This is a genomic window from Dyadobacter subterraneus (assembly GCF_015221875.1).
Lineage (GTDB): Bacteria > Bacteroidota > Bacteroidia > Cytophagales > Spirosomataceae > Dyadobacter > Dyadobacter subterraneus.
In genome coordinates, this window is sequence record NZ_JACYGY010000001.1 from 4,355,666 (window position 1) to 4,370,446 (window position 14,781).

A 14,781-nucleotide genomic window follows, 5' to 3' on the forward strand; every position below is an offset into this window, starting at 1 on the left:
GGAATAGGGTATAAAACGCAACTTTTTAAGTAACCATCAAAAGTGCCACTTTATATTTCGCTGAGTTCCTGTTTTCTTTATGGAGGGTAAGGGCTTTGTTTTTGCCTGCAACGTTTACTTTAAGTGTAGTAGTCCCACAGTTCGCTACACAGAATTTATAGTATAGCTCATACTGACTGGCAGGTTTATTTTTTATTTGCCAAGACATAGTGTGAGGAATTCTTTTTAACCAACTCCCAGTCGGCCTGTAAAGTAATTTTCCATCCTTTGCCTTCAATCACCTGTCCGTTAACGCTTATGCCCTGACCGGCAGGTAACGAAATTAGGCTCCAGTCCTTCATCAAAACCCCGCCTTCCGATACTGTTAATAGTCCCCAGACATCCTTTATTTCAGCCGTTGGATACAGGGTACCATATTCACCCAAGTCAAAAAGATTACTGGGGTTAAATCTGATTCCCATTTTTATCAACTTTATGGTCAGGACAGGCTGTTTTGTAAAAACAGCAACGTAGTCGCTGAATATTTTTTGATGTTCTTCTTCCCTTAATTGCTCCAATCTAACGATCGCTTTTCCATCGTAATGATCAGCACGTGATGTTATTTCTTTATTCAATTGTTTACCTGGCAAATCAAACTGATAAGTCCTTTTGATAAGCTCCGGAAAATTGGCACTGGAATCGATCTTAGTAGTCCATTCAGGGTTCTTTTCATATAATAAATAGCCATAAATAGGCCCTGTCATATATGGGAAAGAACGTATCAGCGAGTTGTGTTCACTGGCATGGGTTATAATCTTGTACAAATGATGCTTTATACTATCCTTTGCTCTGCCAAGCATTACCCCGGTGTACTCAGCAAGCCCTTCATTCATTTCGAGCACTCTTTCATTGTCGAATGTTTTTGGGAAAAGCTTTTGTCTTTTGTCCCTGAACAATAGCGCGCTAATCAAATCTTCTTGCCGCTGGTTTAAAGGTTTGCTTAAAGCGGTTTTCAGGGCTTGGAGTTCTAGTAAAAGATAGATACGCCCATTCATTGTACTCAAATGATCCGCTGTTGGGCTATGCATGGGAAACCCGAGTTTCTGCTGTACACTGTGAAATAATTCGTGCATCACCAGGTTCAACCGATCATCATGATCTTGCGGCAAAGGCCACAATATCACCGACCATAAAGTCCCCTGCCACTTAACAGAAGTATTTGCCACCATCACATCTTTTGGCAATAACCCCTTGTAAATTTCACCTTCCTGTCTCAAAATACCTGCGCTATCTGGCATATTTGCGTAGGTAATTCTTGATTTTTGGTCTACAAATAACATCGGGCCATAGAGCTTCACAGACCAGAATTTTTGATTTGCTGCTGCCATTTCGGCTTCTTTAAAATAAGCAGATGCCAAGTTAACCGGGGTATTGATCTTTTGCGCGTGGCAGATCAGTAGCTGCCAGCATAGAAATAAGGTCAGTATTTTTTCCATTGTTATTAATTAATCTCCAATAATCGCCATTCAGGGCTTAGTGATGGCCAGGAATTATACCACCGGAAAGAAATTTTATATGAATAGTAGCGGCTGATAAACGGCCTTACCAATCATCCTGAAAAGATCACCATTGGTATAAAAACTAAGCGTTTAAATTTGGTTTGAGTAAATTGCATGATGCGTAAACTACTGCTGCATTTTCTCTTCTGGATAATTTTTTTCGCGATATGGAACAGAATCATGTATTTCTATATCAGCAGTGATTTGAACCGTATTTATTTCTCTGCATTAGACGTCAGTATGATCATACTGGCTTTTTATATTTTTTACCTCTATTTAATGCCAGATTACTTCAGAAGAAAAAGTATCTGGTTATTCGCAATGTGGTCCATTGCCCTGATCTTGGCACTGTCAGGTATTTTCTCTTGGATGATGTTGATTTTTCTTCAGCATAACCTGGTACCTATTCATTTTGACTTTTCATGGAACTATAAGGATCTTCAACTCAACCGCCTTTTTATCGTATTGGTAGGTGTTTTGGGCGGTTGTTCTGTTAAACTGGCGCTTGACAGGCTGGAAGCCGGGAAAAAATTAAATGTAATGGAGAAAGAAAAGTCGGCAGCGGAATTAAACTACCTGAAAGCGCAAATTAATCCGCACTTCCTATTTAATTCTTTAAATAGTTTATATACCCAACTGGAGCTTGGGGGTGGCGATGCCAAAGCCACATTAGCATCGATTGCCGACTTATTACGCTACCAGCTTTATGACTGTATAGCAGATTTTATCGCCGTCGAAAAAGAGATCGCCTACCTCAGGAATTACTTTAACTTGCAAAGTCTTCGCAAAGACAATTGTAAAACAGAGATGTTAGTGCAGGAAACAAAACACAATTTTTTAATAGCCCCACTGCTACCGATTCCTTTTATTGAGAACGCGTTCAAGTATGTGTCTGATAGCTACAACCAAGAAAATTTTATAAAGGCAAGCATTACTTTTAAAGAGGATAAACTACGATTCCACTGCATCAATACCATGGATGTAGTGGAATTAAACTTGCTGCCGGCTCATGATAAAGGTATTGGCTTGGTAAATGTTCAAAAGAGATTGGATTTAATTTATAGAAACAAATATGAATTACATGCTGGAATTGTAAATGGGAAATATGAAGTGTTATTAACGTTAGATTTGACATGATTTTAAATTGTTTGATAGTTGATGATGAACCTTTAGCCAGGCAACAAATTGAAGCCTATGTACAGCGGATTCCATTTTTAAAATTGGCAGGTACCGCCCGTAACCCGTTATCGGCAAAAGCAATCCTGGACACAGTACCCATAGATCTAATCTTACTGGATATTAAGATGCCACACATGAGCGGAATTGAATTCATAAAACAAAGCAATATCTTTCAGCAGGTCATTTTTGTAACTGCATTCCCGGAATATGCAATTGAGGGCTTTGAGTTAGAGGTTACAGATTACTTAATGAAACCGGTAACCTTTGAACGTTTTTCTAAGGCGATAGATAAAGCACGAATAAAACTAAGAGGGTCCGAAGCTATAAAATCAATTGATTTTCAGCCGGATTTCATTTATGTTAAGCATAACCACCGGTTTGAAAAAGTGTTTATCGCCGATATCCTATATATTGAAGCTATGCTTAATTATGTAAATATCATCACTAAAAGGGCCAAATACACGGTCTATTCCAGTCTAAAACAAATTGAAAAAAGCCTTCCTCCACATAAATTGTTAAAAATCCATAAGTCTTATATGGTGGCCATTGATGCTATAACTGCGATTGAACAGCAGTATCTACTTATTGGGAACATTAAATTACCTGTGAGCAGGACGAACAAAAATTCAGTTATGAAGGTCGCCCAGCGTGATAAGTGACTTAAGTTAGCTATAAGGAAATATACACATCAGGCAGACTACCATTCAAATGGCCTGCTTTAACACTCCTTGCTATCTACCTAATTAAAGCCTAGCATCTAGTTAAGAATCAGGTTAATTGCGATGGTTGTTCTTATAAAACGTCCTTACCAATGACACTACAATATTTTCCGGACCTGATTGTAGATAAGGATTTTTAATAAAAGGGAGCTCTTCCTGTAAGCCAGTTATTTCATTTTCCGTTAAAGTCCGGTAACCCATCAGCCAATCAGGGAAAGACCTCTTTTCTATCTGTCCGCTGTATAATTTGGTCACCTGTTTGTGCCTAGAGTCTCTAAGAATTGTTTGATAGAGCGCATTAACTTTCTCTTGTTTGCCTTCCAGAACTTGAATGATACTGCCATTACAGTATAGTAGAATTCCCGTAATCCCTAGTGATCGGTTGTTTTCCTGGCTTTTGATAGCCAGGGAAGAAAGGTCACTAGCAGACAGGTCATTTGAAGAGCTAAGATAAATTAGGCAAAATTCCATCGCTGAGAGTAAAATTGATATAGGATTTCCGATTAGATGAAAATATCATGCCAACAGCATAGTAGTCCAGCAATCATCACTCTCTACTGCCCATTGTCCGCAAAAGAAAGTGGTACACTTCTATGTCAAGAGAGTTTCTTTGGATTGTTGTAAATTGTATTCTTTCAAACAATCTGGGTTATCGTAAGTTCGGCAACAATTTTATTTCGTCCATCCCACCCTTTTCTTCCATTCTTCAAAATCCTGTTTCTTCTTTTGAGAATCTTGGGGTGGGGATTGATTTTCTCTATTTGCCAAAGTGCTCATGATTTGAGTCTGTTCTTCTAACGAATTTAGACCGACCGATTTTCTTCTTTGATTTACCATTACATAATCTTCCAAAGGGTTGGGACTCAATTTCCCATTTTCATCCCAGTCAAATTGAGTACCATAGAGCTGCGGTCTTCCTTCTAAAACCGCTATCCGGTCGGTCAGGTACGCTAAGTTTTTTGGATCTGCTTTGTTTTCATAAACTGCATTTTCCATAAGGATCATGCACTTCTTCATAAAGCTGGGCTGGCCAATTGCATGCTGAATTACAAGCCAGGCTGCTTCACTGGCTTCCTTGCCCACTTTGTCAATCGTGGGATAACCGATGTTGTTTATGATTTCATCTAATTTCTCCGCATTGCTGTTATGTAATTTTTCCATAGCCTTATCATACCCATCAGAAAGTTTTCCCTCTTCCATGAGTTTGGTTCTGAGTTGTAAATCTCTTGTTTTTAAACCAATGATTTTATCTGCAATATCGTTGAAATTCATTTTGTTGCAATACTGAATGTTATGGATAACCTTTGGCTATTACTGAGGATAAATTTTACTGGTTAGTATCTTCAAGCTGGGCGATCAATTCTACTTCTAATTTCGAATCTGCTTCATACAGCCTGGTTACCTGCACCCAGGTTGCGGCAGGAAAATCACCCTTATAAAATGCTTTCCTTGCAGCGTTATATTTTTTCACCTGTTCGATATCGGTAGTGTACAGATTTTCTTTTACAACATTTTGGGAAGATGCACCAAAGGTATTCAGACATTTTTCCAGTGCATCATAAACTCTTGTTATGCCCACAGGACTCAAATCGTGCGTTGGGATACCGGAAATGTACAAGGTATTACCAACCTTAACGACCTGGGCATAGCCTGCATCCTCATTTTGATTTGTCTTACTGTCCCAATGCCACTTTTCTTTAAGGATACCGGTGCTTTTATTTGCGGGTTTGCTTAAAGTTTCTTTTTGTTCACCTACATTTTCACAACCCGCAATAATAAACAGCAGATAGTAGCATAGTACTGCCGGTTTGGTCATAAGAAACTGATTTAAATTATTTATAAACGATATTCTCATCTGGTATTTAAAAAAGGTAACTTGATTCCGTTTTTTTTGAAACTATCATTTGGAACTGGTCGGTTCTACTGTGCCGAAGCAGGGCTACTAAACCTTTGCCTGTTTTTTATTATTATTTTTTGAATTCTTTCAGGGCAGTAAAAGCAACATCCTCCGCTGCTTTGGTTGGTGAATTGCAGTCACAATTGCTCATTCCGATCACATAAATATCCTCACTAGGAATGTAAACCCCCATGGTCTTAAAACCAAATATACTACCTCCGTGTTCTCGTAACATTATTCCGTTAACTTCTTTTAAATGCCAGCCATATCCATAGTTAAACGCTTCTCCGTTATTTAATTTGTGAACGGTAAAAGCCTTATTTAAAGTCTTCGAAGGTAGCAGAACGTTGTTGGTTAACGCATTTTGCCACCTAAGCATATCAGCCGATGTTGACATGAGTGATCCCGATGAAAAAGGGATGGTAAAACTAATCCGGGCCTTGTTTACATATTCAGACTGCTTCCTTTGATAACCGTAAGCACGCTTTCCAATAATGGCTCTTTCACTGGCATATCTGGAATGATTCATACCGGTTTTCTCAAAAATATTTTTTGTAACAAACTGTTCATAGCTCATGCCAGATACGAGTTCAATGATGTAGCCCAGCACGATGTAGCCTGAATTATTGTACTCAAATTTCTCCCCTGGCAAAAAATCGACGGGTTCGTTTTTAAAGAAATCCACCATTTCCTTAGGCGACAGGTCCTTTTGAGAAATCTCGCCAAGTGATTTCATCTTCGTAAAATCTTTGATCCCCGAGGTATGTGTCAAAAGATGGTGTAGGGTAATTTTGCTGCCAGAAGGATAATCCGGTATATACTGGCCAATAGCATCCTTTACGTTTAATTTACCCTGTTCTTCCAACATCAGAATGGCCACGGCGGTAAATTGTTTGGTGATTGATCCGAGTTGAAAGACGTTGTCACAGGATAGATCAGTGCCAAGTTCGATATTGGATTTCCCATACGCCTTATGATAAATTGGCTTTCCGGCTCTGGAGATCAAAAACACGCCGCCAGGTCCCTCTTTATCTTTAAAAACGTTTGAAAGCAGGCTGTCTATTTTTGATTCCAGGGTTTGCGCTCTAAGCGCATTTGGAGTAATGCCTGATATAACGATAAAAATTAACAACGTACAGTATTGCCGTTTGCATCGGCTTGCGATCAATCCGATAACGAGAAAGATGTTTGGTATTTGCATTTTCATGATTTGACTGATCAATTGTTACTGATTGCTTGATCCAGGGTTTTGGTAGCCTTAAAAGCTGCGAGCAGCGCTAGTCCGGCCATGGTGAAGATACAGGCCGGGTACAAGGCGTCCTGGTTAAGAGTTGTATAGGAAGACAATAACAGGCCTATGAAGATGCCCAACCCGACACCGATCAACAGAAATGCCAGATTCAAAATAACAATTCTGAAAAATAAACTGCCGGGACGGCGGCCATGCATGAAAATGGAAGCATCCACACCTTTCTCAATCAACGCCAGGCGCTCTTTGTTTCGGGTGGATAGGAAAAGATAGAAAATGCCGAAAATCGACAAAAAAAGGCTGATGGGAATTAATATGGTCGTATTCATCACTTTTTTGATTTAGGTTTTCTGATGTGTTCCCAGGCTTGGACGACAAGGTCTTGCGGCAGGTTACAAAGATCTAATAGATTTTTTTACCGGAAGCTTGTAACCATACCGGCTCATCTGTCGTCAGACCTGTTCAAAAGACAGAGAAGTTTTTTCAATGGACAAAATTGACGATCAGCACTATATCAAAAGAATCATAGCAGGAAATCCGGACGAATTTGCCGTACTGGTCAACAGGTATAAGAATATGGTCTTTACGCTAAGCTATAAGATGATCAAAAACAGAGAGCAGGCAGAAGAAGTATGCCAGGACGCGTTTGTGAAAGTATACAGATCGCTTGATACATTTAAATCGGAATCTAAATTCTCGACCTGGGTTTACAAGATCACCTATAATACCTGTCTTGATCATTTAAAAAAATATAATAACAAAAACAGTCTTGTTTCCTTTGAAGATCTCAGCGGTGAACAGCTGAAAACAATTGAAAATATTTTAGACGGTACTGATCAGGCCGAAAGAAATCAAAAAATTCAGGACTGTTTACATCTGCTGCCACCACAGGAAGCATTTTTATTGACTTTATATTACTTTGACGATCTGACGATCGAAGAAATAGCCAAGGTGATAGCTACGAATGCAAACAATATTAAAATAAAACTTTTCAGAAGCAGAAAGAACCTGGCCTGTATTTTACGCCAGCATTTAGGACCCGAAATGATAGCTTACTATGAAAGAGAAAAAAGATAAGCAGCTGGAGGATTTTACCTGCCATATTATGAAATCAGCCGCACTGCAATCACCTTCCCAAAACTTTACCGCAAAAGTGATGATGCAGGCTCTGGCCCCTAAAAAAAGTCAGTTGACAGTCTATAGACCTTTGATTCCCAATTGGGTCTTTGCCTTATTACTCGCATTTTTTATGGCAGCCTTTATTTTTCTGCCCGAGTATAGCCCGCCACATACCAAAGTCTGGTTGTCATATACCGGTTTCAGCACGTTTTTCGATCTTGCCCGCCCGGTATTTTTTAAATTTTCAAAAATGGCAAGTTATACCACTGCTTTTGCGACCCTTATGTTTTTCGTTCAGATTTTTGTACTGAAAAAATATTTTCAGTACAAGTTGAAAACTACGGCGCTCCATCATGAAATGTAAATCTGCCAGTGAAAAGCCGAAGCGTTGGCTAAAAAATCACAGGAAAATCATCTGTAGCGATCCCGTTTTTCATTTTTTATGCGGAGCAATTTGCCGTGCAGCCTTCAGCGCGGATCCGTAAGTCCAAAGATCCTGATAAATGCCGAAGTAATATTTGAATAGGTTTTCGTCTGTCAGGGAGGTATTGGTAAACAGTATCACGGCCACTTCTTTTGAAAGGTTTGCAAGCATTTCTGTCTTGACTCCGGGGTCTGTTCCGCCGTGGCCGATCTGGGTTACATCCATTTTGGTGGCCCAAAAAAGTCCGGAGTTCAGCTCGTTAAGCTTAATGTTGGCGGGCTTGCTTTCCGGTGTAAACTGAAAGCGCTGCATGGTATCCACAGAAGTTTTTTGAAGAATTCGTTTACCCTGGAATGACCCGTCTGAAAGCAGCGCAATGAAAAAATTTGTAAGTTCTGCAACCGAAGTGCGCACACCGCCGTCAGGGTACGTCGCCAGTCCGTATAACGGGATCGTTTTTAAGGTATCAGTCTGCTTATCGTATAGTTTGGAGTGTAAAGAGGGGTTAATCTCAGAAAGCAGCCAGCAGGTGTTTTTCATTTTTAAGGGTTTGAAGATCCACTGTTTGCTGTATTCATTCAGGGGCATACCAACGGCCTGTTCGATGATATAGCCCGCAAGGCCTGCGGCAATATTGGAATATTCGCGGTATGAGCCAGGCTTTTGATTTAGAAAATTATCTTTTGAGTAGAACCTTCCCTTCGGATCAAAATAGCTTTTCAGAAACTGGCCAAGCGGCGTTGGATGGTCGCCACCGTAGTAGTAAGCGCTGTCATACACGGCTGAACGGTCTGTAATGCCCGAAGTGTGCGTAGCCAGATTTCGGAGCGTAATTTTCTCGTTAGGACAGTATGGATTGATGACCTTGAAAGGCAGATAAGTGTTGATGTCCTGATCCAGAGAAAGCTTTTTATCTTCAAGCGCCTTCATCATACAGACACCGGTAAAGGTTTTGCCAATCGAGCCGATGTTCATAATGGTACTGGGCGTAAAGGGCTTTTTGTTTTCCAGATCCGCATAACCGTATCCCTTCATCCAGACCACCTTTTGATCGACGATGATTGCCGCACCAAGGCCAACCATGCCCCCAAGGTTCATTTTTGTCTCAATAAGACTATCCAGGGCGATTAATGTCCGTGGAGATCCGGCGATCGGTGCCTGGCAAAAGCCGGGCGCGGCATACGCCGGAAGAAACATTGCAATAGCAAGCAGCAGAGATGATTTCATTGGTAATTATAGATTCGTTTTGATTCCGAAATTGACAAGGTTAAACTTGTTTGCTTCCAATTTCTTCCAGGGTTCTGACCCATTAAAGCTTTCAAAGAAAAGAATTAAAATAAGATAAAAATTGGTAGGATGACCAACCCGAAGCGTTTGATGACAGATACACTAAAACCCACGTCCCAAAGGTTTGGGAGGTATTTTACCAGTATTCGACACCTTTTTGGGCTTGCCTGTCGATAGGTATGGTTGCAAAAAGCGAATTGTCTACTTTTGTGGTCTGTTTGGCGTTGCAATCAGATTTCGGCCCGGACATCAGAACCTAAAGCCAACATACATTTCACAGCTGAACCAACAACCTACACAAACATGATGCGAACAATTATTTTTGCCACAACATTTCTTTTTTGCCTAAGCAATGTTTTCGGACAAACAGGAAACAAAAAACTTAAAATCTCTCATTTGACAGGCGGCTTTTACATCTATACAACTTATAATACCTACAAGGGAGAACAGGTTTCGGCAAATGGAATGTATCTTGTGACCAGCAAGCAGGTTGTTATCTTTGATACGCCCTGGGATACAACACAGTTTCAGCCACTACTTGATAGCATAAAGGTAAAACACAAGAAAACCGCCACGCTGTGTATTGCCACAGATTTCCATTCTGACAGAACTGCCGGACTTGAGTATTATAAAAAGAAAGGAATCAAAACTTTTACAACCATACGAATCGATCAGACCAGCATAAAAAGAGGGATGAAAAGAGCCGAACTTATTATGGAAAACGATACTTCTTTTACCGTAGGCCAGTATAGCTTTCAGACTTATTTTCCAGGGGAAGGACACACGGCTGACAATATTATCATATGGTTCGGAAAGCAGAAGATTCTTTACGGAGGCTGTCTGATCAAAAGCATGCAAGATCAGGACCTAGGTTATCTGGGGGATGCAAACGTGAAAAAATATGCTGCCACGGTAGAAAATGTTAAGAAGAAATGTCCGGCGCCCAAATATGTAATTCCGGGTCACGGGGATTGGAGCAATGTCAAGGCACTGGCACATACCTTATTTATGGCACAGCAGCTTAATAAATAGGGTTCCCGTAAATAAAGGGCGAGAAGTTTAATTACTGCTGAATAACTTTCCAAAATTATCAGCCTGTTCTTTTTCAATGGGACAGATCAGTATCTAACAGGTGATCAACAGGTTAGATCAATTCGGTAAAAATATCCTTCTGCAGGTGATGACATGCCATAGGAACTTCCGGCCGGTGTGCCTATAAAGTACTAATCAAATATTGTTTAATGCCGCTGCTTGAAAAAATAATTTATCTCAACGTTTCCCACAGACTGCTAAGTCATGTGTTGTTTTGGCTTGTTGTCACACTGATATTTCTGAACCGGTACGATATGGTAGAATTTGAAGCGCTTGACAAAGTGCTATACAGGCATTTTTTTTATATGGCCATTACAATGATATCTTCCTATTTTCTGGCTTACCTGATTATTCCCAGACTTCTCAGACCAGAGCATTACTTGGTGGTCTCAGTCATATTTGTTGCAGGAAGTTATTTTATATCGGTAGTTTCAAGAATTGCGGTGATTTATTTTCTCGAACCCCTGATCAGAACACCGCCATTCGGACAGGAATCCGTCCGGGAAATTATGACCGATATCCCAAAGCTAATTACCCACTACTTTGCACTATCTTTTTCAATGGCCTGGCTTTTCGCACTGGCTAAGCTGATTAAAGATCAGTATGTGGTTCAAAAGCACAGCTTGCTTTTGGAAAAACAAAAGGCACAGACAGAGCTTCATGCGCTGAAAGCGCAGCTTAATCCGCATTTTTTGTTTAATACCCTCAACAACATCTACTGTCTATCACTGATTAATTCGCCAGTGACTTCTGAGTCCATTGCAGGCTTGTCGCAGATACTGGACCATGTGCTCTACCGGTGCAGTCAGCCATTTGTCAGTATAAGCTCAGAGATCGCACTCATCGAAAATTATCTGACCCTTGAAAGATTAAGATATGACGAGCGGCTACGGGTAAGTTTTACGCACAGCATCGACCAGGACGCTGAAATCGCACCGCTGATCCTGTTATCATTGGTAGAAAATGCATTCAAACACGGGTTAGGAGAAAATATGGGAAGCCCTGTGATTGATATCGTGTTGGAACTTAATACGCAGATTTTTCAATTCAAAATTTCGAATGATTTTGTAGACGAGACAGGAAAGGTGCCAGGTGAGAGAATTGGGCTTGCCAATATCCGAAAACAGTTGCAGCTGGTTTATGGAGATGATCATTCTTTTTTAGTTTCATCAGAGCAAAACAGTTTTATGGTTACGCTGCAAATTGATCTGAGGCAAAAAATCCAACATCATGAAAATTAAATGCCTTTTAGTTGATGATGAGCCGCTGGCCATTGCGCTACTGAAAAATCATCTGGAACACCTCGAAAACTTTCAGGTTGTGGCAAGCTGCGCGAATGCCATAAAAGCATTGGAAGTACTCCGGTCAACGCAAGTGGACCTTTTGTTTCTGGATATAAAAATGCCGAAAATTACCGGTTTAGAGTTTCTTCGGGCACTAAAAAATCCTCCTGCTGTCATTATTACAACGGCTTACCGGGAATACGCGCTGGACGGATACGATCTGGATTTGGTTGATTATCTGTTAAAACCCATCACGTTTGAAAGGTTCTTCAAAGCGGTTGAGCGTTATCTGTCACGTTCAACCGGGCCCAGTGCTATACAGCCTGTTTCCTCCCCGCAGTTTTTGCACATCCGTGCAGATGGCAGGGTTCACCGGCTACAAGTGGATCAGATCAGTTATATAGAGAGTGTAAAAGACTATCTTGTCTTTCACCTGCAAAATCAGAAGATCAAGGCGAAATACAAAATTTCAGATTTGCAGTCAGAGATTACAGACAACTCTTTTCTGCGTGTTCACCGGTCGTTTCTGGTTAATACCAATAAGATTGGCTCCTTTACATCGACAGGCATTCAAATTATGGGAACCGAAATCCCGATCGGAGCCAGTTATAAAGAATATGTATTCAAGATGCTGGAAAACACAAGGCTCAATAAATAGAAAGTGAACCTGCCACTTTGTTATACAGACCAAGTAGTAGCGCTATAACTCACCAAAGCATAATTGGCCTGAATTTTTATTTGCAATAAATTTTTATCTATTACCCAACGCATAAAATTCATTGAAATGAAAAGTAAAACTGTTCTAATGTCCCTATTTCTGACTGGTTTGTTTTTTTCCTGCAATAAGTCTGGCAAGGCAGATAGCCTTCATGAAAAGTCCATAATACAAGCTGACACTGCCTCCCCGGCACAGCAAACAGCCAAAATTGTGCTCTCTGATTCTATCGATTTGAGCAAACTGCCTTTCAGTGAAAAAGAGTTGACTGCCTTTCCCATTTTTAATCCTCCGGCTGATATAATTCCTCTTAATAAACCACTTACGCGCGATTTCGACCGGCTTTTTTTTCCAACGCAAAAAGGGATGATACCTTTGGAAGGAAAGGTATATAAAGCATTTTTAACGAATGTCACTGGTAAAGAATGGTCTTTGCCCTATTTTGAAAAAAGTTATAAAGACCTGATCTTGGCCGCCGGAGGCGCACTGATATTTCAAGGAAAAGTATCACAGAAGGAACTAGACCGTATTAAAGACGAGGCCACCTACTTCGGTGAGGAGGGATCGATTGATTATACCAACACTTTGGTGAAAGTTTACGCAATCCGAAGAAAAGAGGGTGACCACATATTTGTGCAGCTGTCAGGATATAGTTCGGGAGGTTCAATCCAGATCCTTCAGTTGCCCAAGACCAAAAAATAATCAGCAGTTCTGAAATGCCAGATGTCCGGTGGGCGGATTCATCATTAAATCAACCCACCGGCATATTGTTACTAACGGCACAGATTGAATACTTATCATTTACCTGAACAAGACCGCTTTCCCGGCGTACAGTTTGAAGCAAGGACATAATGTGCACCCGGTATGGATCTATCAGCAGCAGATTTTCCCTTCTTAACCAGACTGCCTGATTTTTCAAATTCCGGATAGTCTCCAAATCTATGTAATGTTTTTTTGTTGATAAATCAGATAAAGTAACACCTCGACTAACAAGGCAATTCGAATTACAAGGATATATCCTCTGCTTGATTTTATCTCATTGTCATTTGTCTAAAAAAAATGGGCGTATATAATTGATCGTGTATATACCTTGGCTTCAACTGCTCTTGCGGATAGTTAATATATTTTGTAACACAGCGTTGAATGTGAGTGAGCTGGCTCCGAAAATCGGCACATATTTTTGCACGACATGATGCAAAATGAAAGACCCAAAATCTGAAAAAAGTCGTCGGAGCTACGACGCTGAGTTCAAGCAAAAAATGATCAGAATGTTCGTTTCGGGCGGATCTGCCAGGGAACTTTAATACCCAAAACCGGGTAATGAATATTTGCTACAAAACTCAGCATGCAAACGCCGGTGCTCAGCAGTGCAATCAGAGCCTTCCGGTCGGTATTTTCACCGGACTGCCTTAACAAGTCCAGTTCGGGCTGGACCACCAGCAGCAATGCGGGTAGTAAAAATGTTTTTCCGTGCTGGATTTCCCATAGCATCAGATCCAGCAGGTGGTCATTTGTGCGTAGCTCCTGTGAGATTCAGCAGTATACTAATTACCTTTTTGGCTGGGTCAATATTTCCTGAAAAAGTTTCCTTAAAATCGTTCCGGTTCTCAAGCAGTGACTGGGTATAAGTGATGATTAGCGAATCGACCGTTATGAATGTCGATATATCAATACTTTATTTACCCCGGCTGTCTTTGTAATTGCATTGATACCTATCTGGTCGACACCATGCTTCTTAATGATCTCACCTACTGCCACGATGATTTTTTGCTCTGTCCGCTGGCGGTCACGGACTCTTTCTTTATTTCTCATTTTTGTCAAAAAGTGATTGTTACCTCCGGGTTATTTATTTAAATTCATTTCCAGCGAAAATAACGCACATTTTATAAATCATCTCATTCACTGATAGGTTTCGTCCATAAAAAAATTAGTTCAATCTAAGCGATGGCCTGCATGCGTTTTCGCTTCTAAATCATGCTCATTTCCAGCTAGTATTGACAAAGATCCTGCAATCTCATTGATTAAATATACATCCGGTCTAATTAAGCTTTTGTCAACTGAGCGCCGCAAAAGGCGATGGTTTTGAGATTAATAGGTCTACAGCCTCGTTAGCCTCTTTGCAGCAAACAAGAAATGTGAAAAAAGAAATTTAACGTCCGCAGTTACAGTTTAGGCCCATGAACACGCACAGTACGTGCACCGTACAAAAGTAAGCCGATAATCGCACTATTCAGGTGCTCCATAAAGCGCTGAGGGAAGCGGTGAGCCGATAAAAGGAT

General features: G+C 40.5%; 18 protein-coding genes. 8 read left to right on the forward strand and 10 right to left on the reverse strand.

The genetic code is table 11. The annotated features are described in order from the left end of the window. Window positions 1-185 precede the first annotated feature (185 nt). Window positions 186-1,475, reverse strand: coding sequence for a vWA domain-containing protein (locus tag IEE83_RS18135; protein ID WP_194121933.1), 1,290 nt, complete (start codon window positions 1,473-1,475; stop codon window positions 186-188). Window positions 1,476-1,652: 177 nt separating this feature from the next. On the opposite strand from IEE83_RS18135, the gene IEE83_RS18140 reads away from it, so the two are divergent. Next, window positions 1,653-2,675, forward strand: coding sequence for a sensor histidine kinase (locus IEE83_RS18140; protein ID WP_194121934.1), 1,023 nt, complete (start codon window positions 1,653-1,655; stop codon window positions 2,673-2,675). Next, the gene (locus IEE83_RS18145; protein ID WP_194121935.1) at window positions 2,672-3,376 is read left to right on the forward strand and encodes a LytR/AlgR family response regulator transcription factor; all 705 of its coding nucleotides are present in this window, start codon (window positions 2,672-2,674) and stop codon (window positions 3,374-3,376) included. The genes IEE83_RS18140 and IEE83_RS18145 overlap by 4 nt, the downstream gene beginning before the upstream one ends. Window positions 3,377-3,490: 114 nt before the next feature. Here IEE83_RS18145 and IEE83_RS18150 read toward each other — a convergent pair whose 3' ends face one another. The 5 genes from IEE83_RS18150 to IEE83_RS18170 form a co-directional block, all read right to left on the reverse strand. Further along, window positions 3,491-3,907, reverse strand: a complete 417-nt coding sequence (locus IEE83_RS18150) for a BLUF domain-containing protein (protein ID WP_194121936.1) — start codon at window positions 3,905-3,907, stop codon at window positions 3,491-3,493. 201 nt (window positions 3,908-4,108) lie between these two features. Next, window positions 4,109-4,708, reverse strand: a complete 600-nt coding sequence (locus IEE83_RS18155) for a DUF6624 domain-containing protein (protein WP_194121937.1) — start codon at window positions 4,706-4,708, stop codon at window positions 4,109-4,111. A 55-nt stretch (window positions 4,709-4,763) separates the two neighbouring features. Then, entirely contained in the window at window positions 4,764-5,252 is a 489-nt protein-coding gene (locus IEE83_RS18160; protein ID WP_194121938.1) for a RidA family protein, read from the reverse strand. 151 nt (window positions 5,253-5,403) lie between these two features. Continuing rightward, window positions 5,404-6,540, reverse strand: coding sequence for a serine hydrolase domain-containing protein (locus IEE83_RS18165; protein WP_194121939.1), 1,137 nt, complete (start codon window positions 6,538-6,540; stop codon window positions 5,404-5,406). 11 nt (window positions 6,541-6,551) lie between these two features. Beyond that, window positions 6,552-6,911 (reverse strand): DUF6249 domain-containing protein, encoded by a 360-nt coding sequence (locus tag IEE83_RS18170; protein WP_194121940.1) that lies wholly within the window; start codon window positions 6,909-6,911, stop codon window positions 6,552-6,554. A 157-nt stretch (window positions 6,912-7,068) separates the two neighbouring features. Here IEE83_RS18170 and IEE83_RS18175 point away from each other — a divergent pair, with 157 nt between their 5' ends. Beyond that, the gene (locus IEE83_RS18175; protein WP_194121941.1) at window positions 7,069-7,659 is read left to right on the forward strand and encodes an RNA polymerase sigma factor; all 591 of its coding nucleotides are present in this window, start codon (window positions 7,069-7,071) and stop codon (window positions 7,657-7,659) included. Further along, on the forward strand, window positions 7,640-8,065 hold the full coding sequence (locus IEE83_RS18180) for a hypothetical protein (RefSeq protein WP_194121942.1): 426 nt from the start codon (window positions 7,640-7,642) through the stop codon (window positions 8,063-8,065). Before IEE83_RS18175 ends, IEE83_RS18180 begins: the two co-directional genes overlap by 20 nt. 69 nt (window positions 8,066-8,134) lie before the next feature. On the opposite strand, the gene IEE83_RS18185 is transcribed toward IEE83_RS18180, so the two are convergent. Then, complete coding sequence (locus IEE83_RS18185) at window positions 8,135-9,352, reverse strand: serine hydrolase domain-containing protein (RefSeq protein WP_194121943.1); 1,218 nt, start codon at window positions 9,350-9,352, stop codon at window positions 8,135-8,137. A 366-nt stretch (window positions 9,353-9,718) separates the two neighbouring features. On the opposite strand from IEE83_RS18185, the gene bla reads away from it, so the two are divergent. The 4 genes from bla (at window position 9,719) to IEE83_RS18205 (ending at window position 13,204) form a co-directional block, all read left to right on the forward strand. Then, complete coding sequence (bla, locus tag IEE83_RS18190) at window positions 9,719-10,444, forward strand: BlaB/IND/MUS family subclass B1 metallo-beta-lactamase (protein WP_379992196.1); 726 nt, start codon at window positions 9,719-9,721, stop codon at window positions 10,442-10,444. Between the two features lie 209 nt (window positions 10,445-10,653). Next, a complete protein-coding gene (locus tag IEE83_RS18195) occupies window positions 10,654-11,745 on the forward strand; it encodes a sensor histidine kinase (protein ID WP_194121945.1) in 1,092 nt (363 codons plus the stop codon). After that, a complete protein-coding gene (locus IEE83_RS18200) occupies window positions 11,735-12,445 on the forward strand; it encodes a LytR/AlgR family response regulator transcription factor (protein ID WP_194121946.1) in 711 nt (236 codons plus the stop codon). Before IEE83_RS18195 ends, IEE83_RS18200 begins: the two co-directional genes overlap by 11 nt. A 126-nt stretch (window positions 12,446-12,571) precedes the next feature. Then, a complete protein-coding gene (locus IEE83_RS18205; RefSeq protein WP_194121947.1) occupies window positions 12,572-13,204 on the forward strand; it encodes a hypothetical protein in 633 nt (210 codons plus the stop codon). Window positions 13,205-13,253: 49 nt separating this feature from the next. Here the strand turns inward: IEE83_RS18205 and IEE83_RS18210 are convergent, their stop codons facing one another. From IEE83_RS18210 to IEE83_RS18220, 3 genes are all read right to left on the reverse strand, one after another. After that, window positions 13,254-13,439: a hypothetical protein gene (locus IEE83_RS18210; protein ID WP_194121948.1), complete on the reverse strand. Its 186-nt coding sequence runs from the start codon at window positions 13,437-13,439 to the stop codon at window positions 13,254-13,256. 326 nt (window positions 13,440-13,765) lie between these two features. Next, a complete protein-coding gene (locus tag IEE83_RS18215) occupies window positions 13,766-13,993 on the reverse strand; it encodes a hypothetical protein (protein WP_194121949.1) in 228 nt (75 codons plus the stop codon). A gap of 159 nt (window positions 13,994-14,152) precedes the next feature. Next, a complete protein-coding gene (locus IEE83_RS18220) occupies window positions 14,153-14,314 on the reverse strand; it encodes a TetR/AcrR family transcriptional regulator (protein WP_194121950.1) in 162 nt (53 codons plus the stop codon). Window positions 14,315-14,781: the final 467 nt, after the last annotated feature.

Bases quoted from the DNA above. Each gene is read 5' to 3' on its own strand.
- IEE83_RS18140 (WP_194121934.1), top strand. From the start codon at position 1,653: ATGATGCGTAAACTACTGCTGCATTTTCTCTTCTGGATAATTTTTTTC.
- IEE83_RS18215 (WP_194121949.1), bottom strand. From the start codon at position 13,993: ATGCTATGGGAAATCCAGCACGGAAAAACATTTTTACTACCCGCATTG.
- IEE83_RS18170 (WP_194121940.1), bottom strand. From the start codon at position 6,911: ATGAATACGACCATATTAATTCCCATCAGCCTTTTTTTGTCGATTTTC.
- IEE83_RS18200 (WP_194121946.1), top strand. From the start codon at position 11,735: ATGAAAATTAAATGCCTTTTAGTTGATGATGAGCCGCTGGCCATTGCG.
- IEE83_RS18155 (WP_194121937.1), bottom strand. From the start codon at position 4,708: ATGAATTTCAACGATATTGCAGATAAAATCATTGGTTTAAAAACAAGA.
- IEE83_RS18160 (WP_194121938.1), bottom strand. From the start codon at position 5,252: ATGACCAAACCGGCAGTACTATGCTACTATCTGCTGTTTATTATTGCG.
- IEE83_RS18180 (WP_194121942.1), top strand. From the start codon at position 7,640: ATGAAAGAGAAAAAAGATAAGCAGCTGGAGGATTTTACCTGCCATATT.
- IEE83_RS18135 (WP_194121933.1), bottom strand. From the start codon at position 1,475: ATGGAAAAAATACTGACCTTATTTCTATGCTGGCAGCTACTGATCTGC.
- IEE83_RS18175 (WP_194121941.1), top strand. From the start codon at position 7,069: ATGGACAAAATTGACGATCAGCACTATATCAAAAGAATCATAGCAGGA.
- bla (WP_379992196.1), top strand. From the start codon at position 9,719: ATGCGAACAATTATTTTTGCCACAACATTTCTTTTTTGCCTAAGCAAT.
- IEE83_RS18150 (WP_194121936.1), bottom strand. From the start codon at position 3,907: ATGGAATTTTGCCTAATTTATCTTAGCTCTTCAAATGACCTGTCTGCT.
- IEE83_RS18165 (WP_194121939.1), bottom strand. From the start codon at position 6,540: ATGAAAATGCAAATACCAAACATCTTTCTCGTTATCGGATTGATCGCA.
- IEE83_RS18145 (WP_194121935.1), top strand. From the start codon at position 2,672: ATGATTTTAAATTGTTTGATAGTTGATGATGAACCTTTAGCCAGGCAA.
- IEE83_RS18220 (WP_194121950.1), bottom strand. From the start codon at position 14,314: ATGAGAAATAAAGAAAGAGTCCGTGACCGCCAGCGGACAGAGCAAAAA.
- IEE83_RS18205 (WP_194121947.1), top strand. From the start codon at position 12,572: ATGAAAAGTAAAACTGTTCTAATGTCCCTATTTCTGACTGGTTTGTTT.
- IEE83_RS18195 (WP_194121945.1), top strand. From the start codon at position 10,654: ATGCCGCTGCTTGAAAAAATAATTTATCTCAACGTTTCCCACAGACTG.
- IEE83_RS18185 (WP_194121943.1), bottom strand. From the start codon at position 9,352: ATGAAATCATCTCTGCTGCTTGCTATTGCAATGTTTCTTCCGGCGTAT.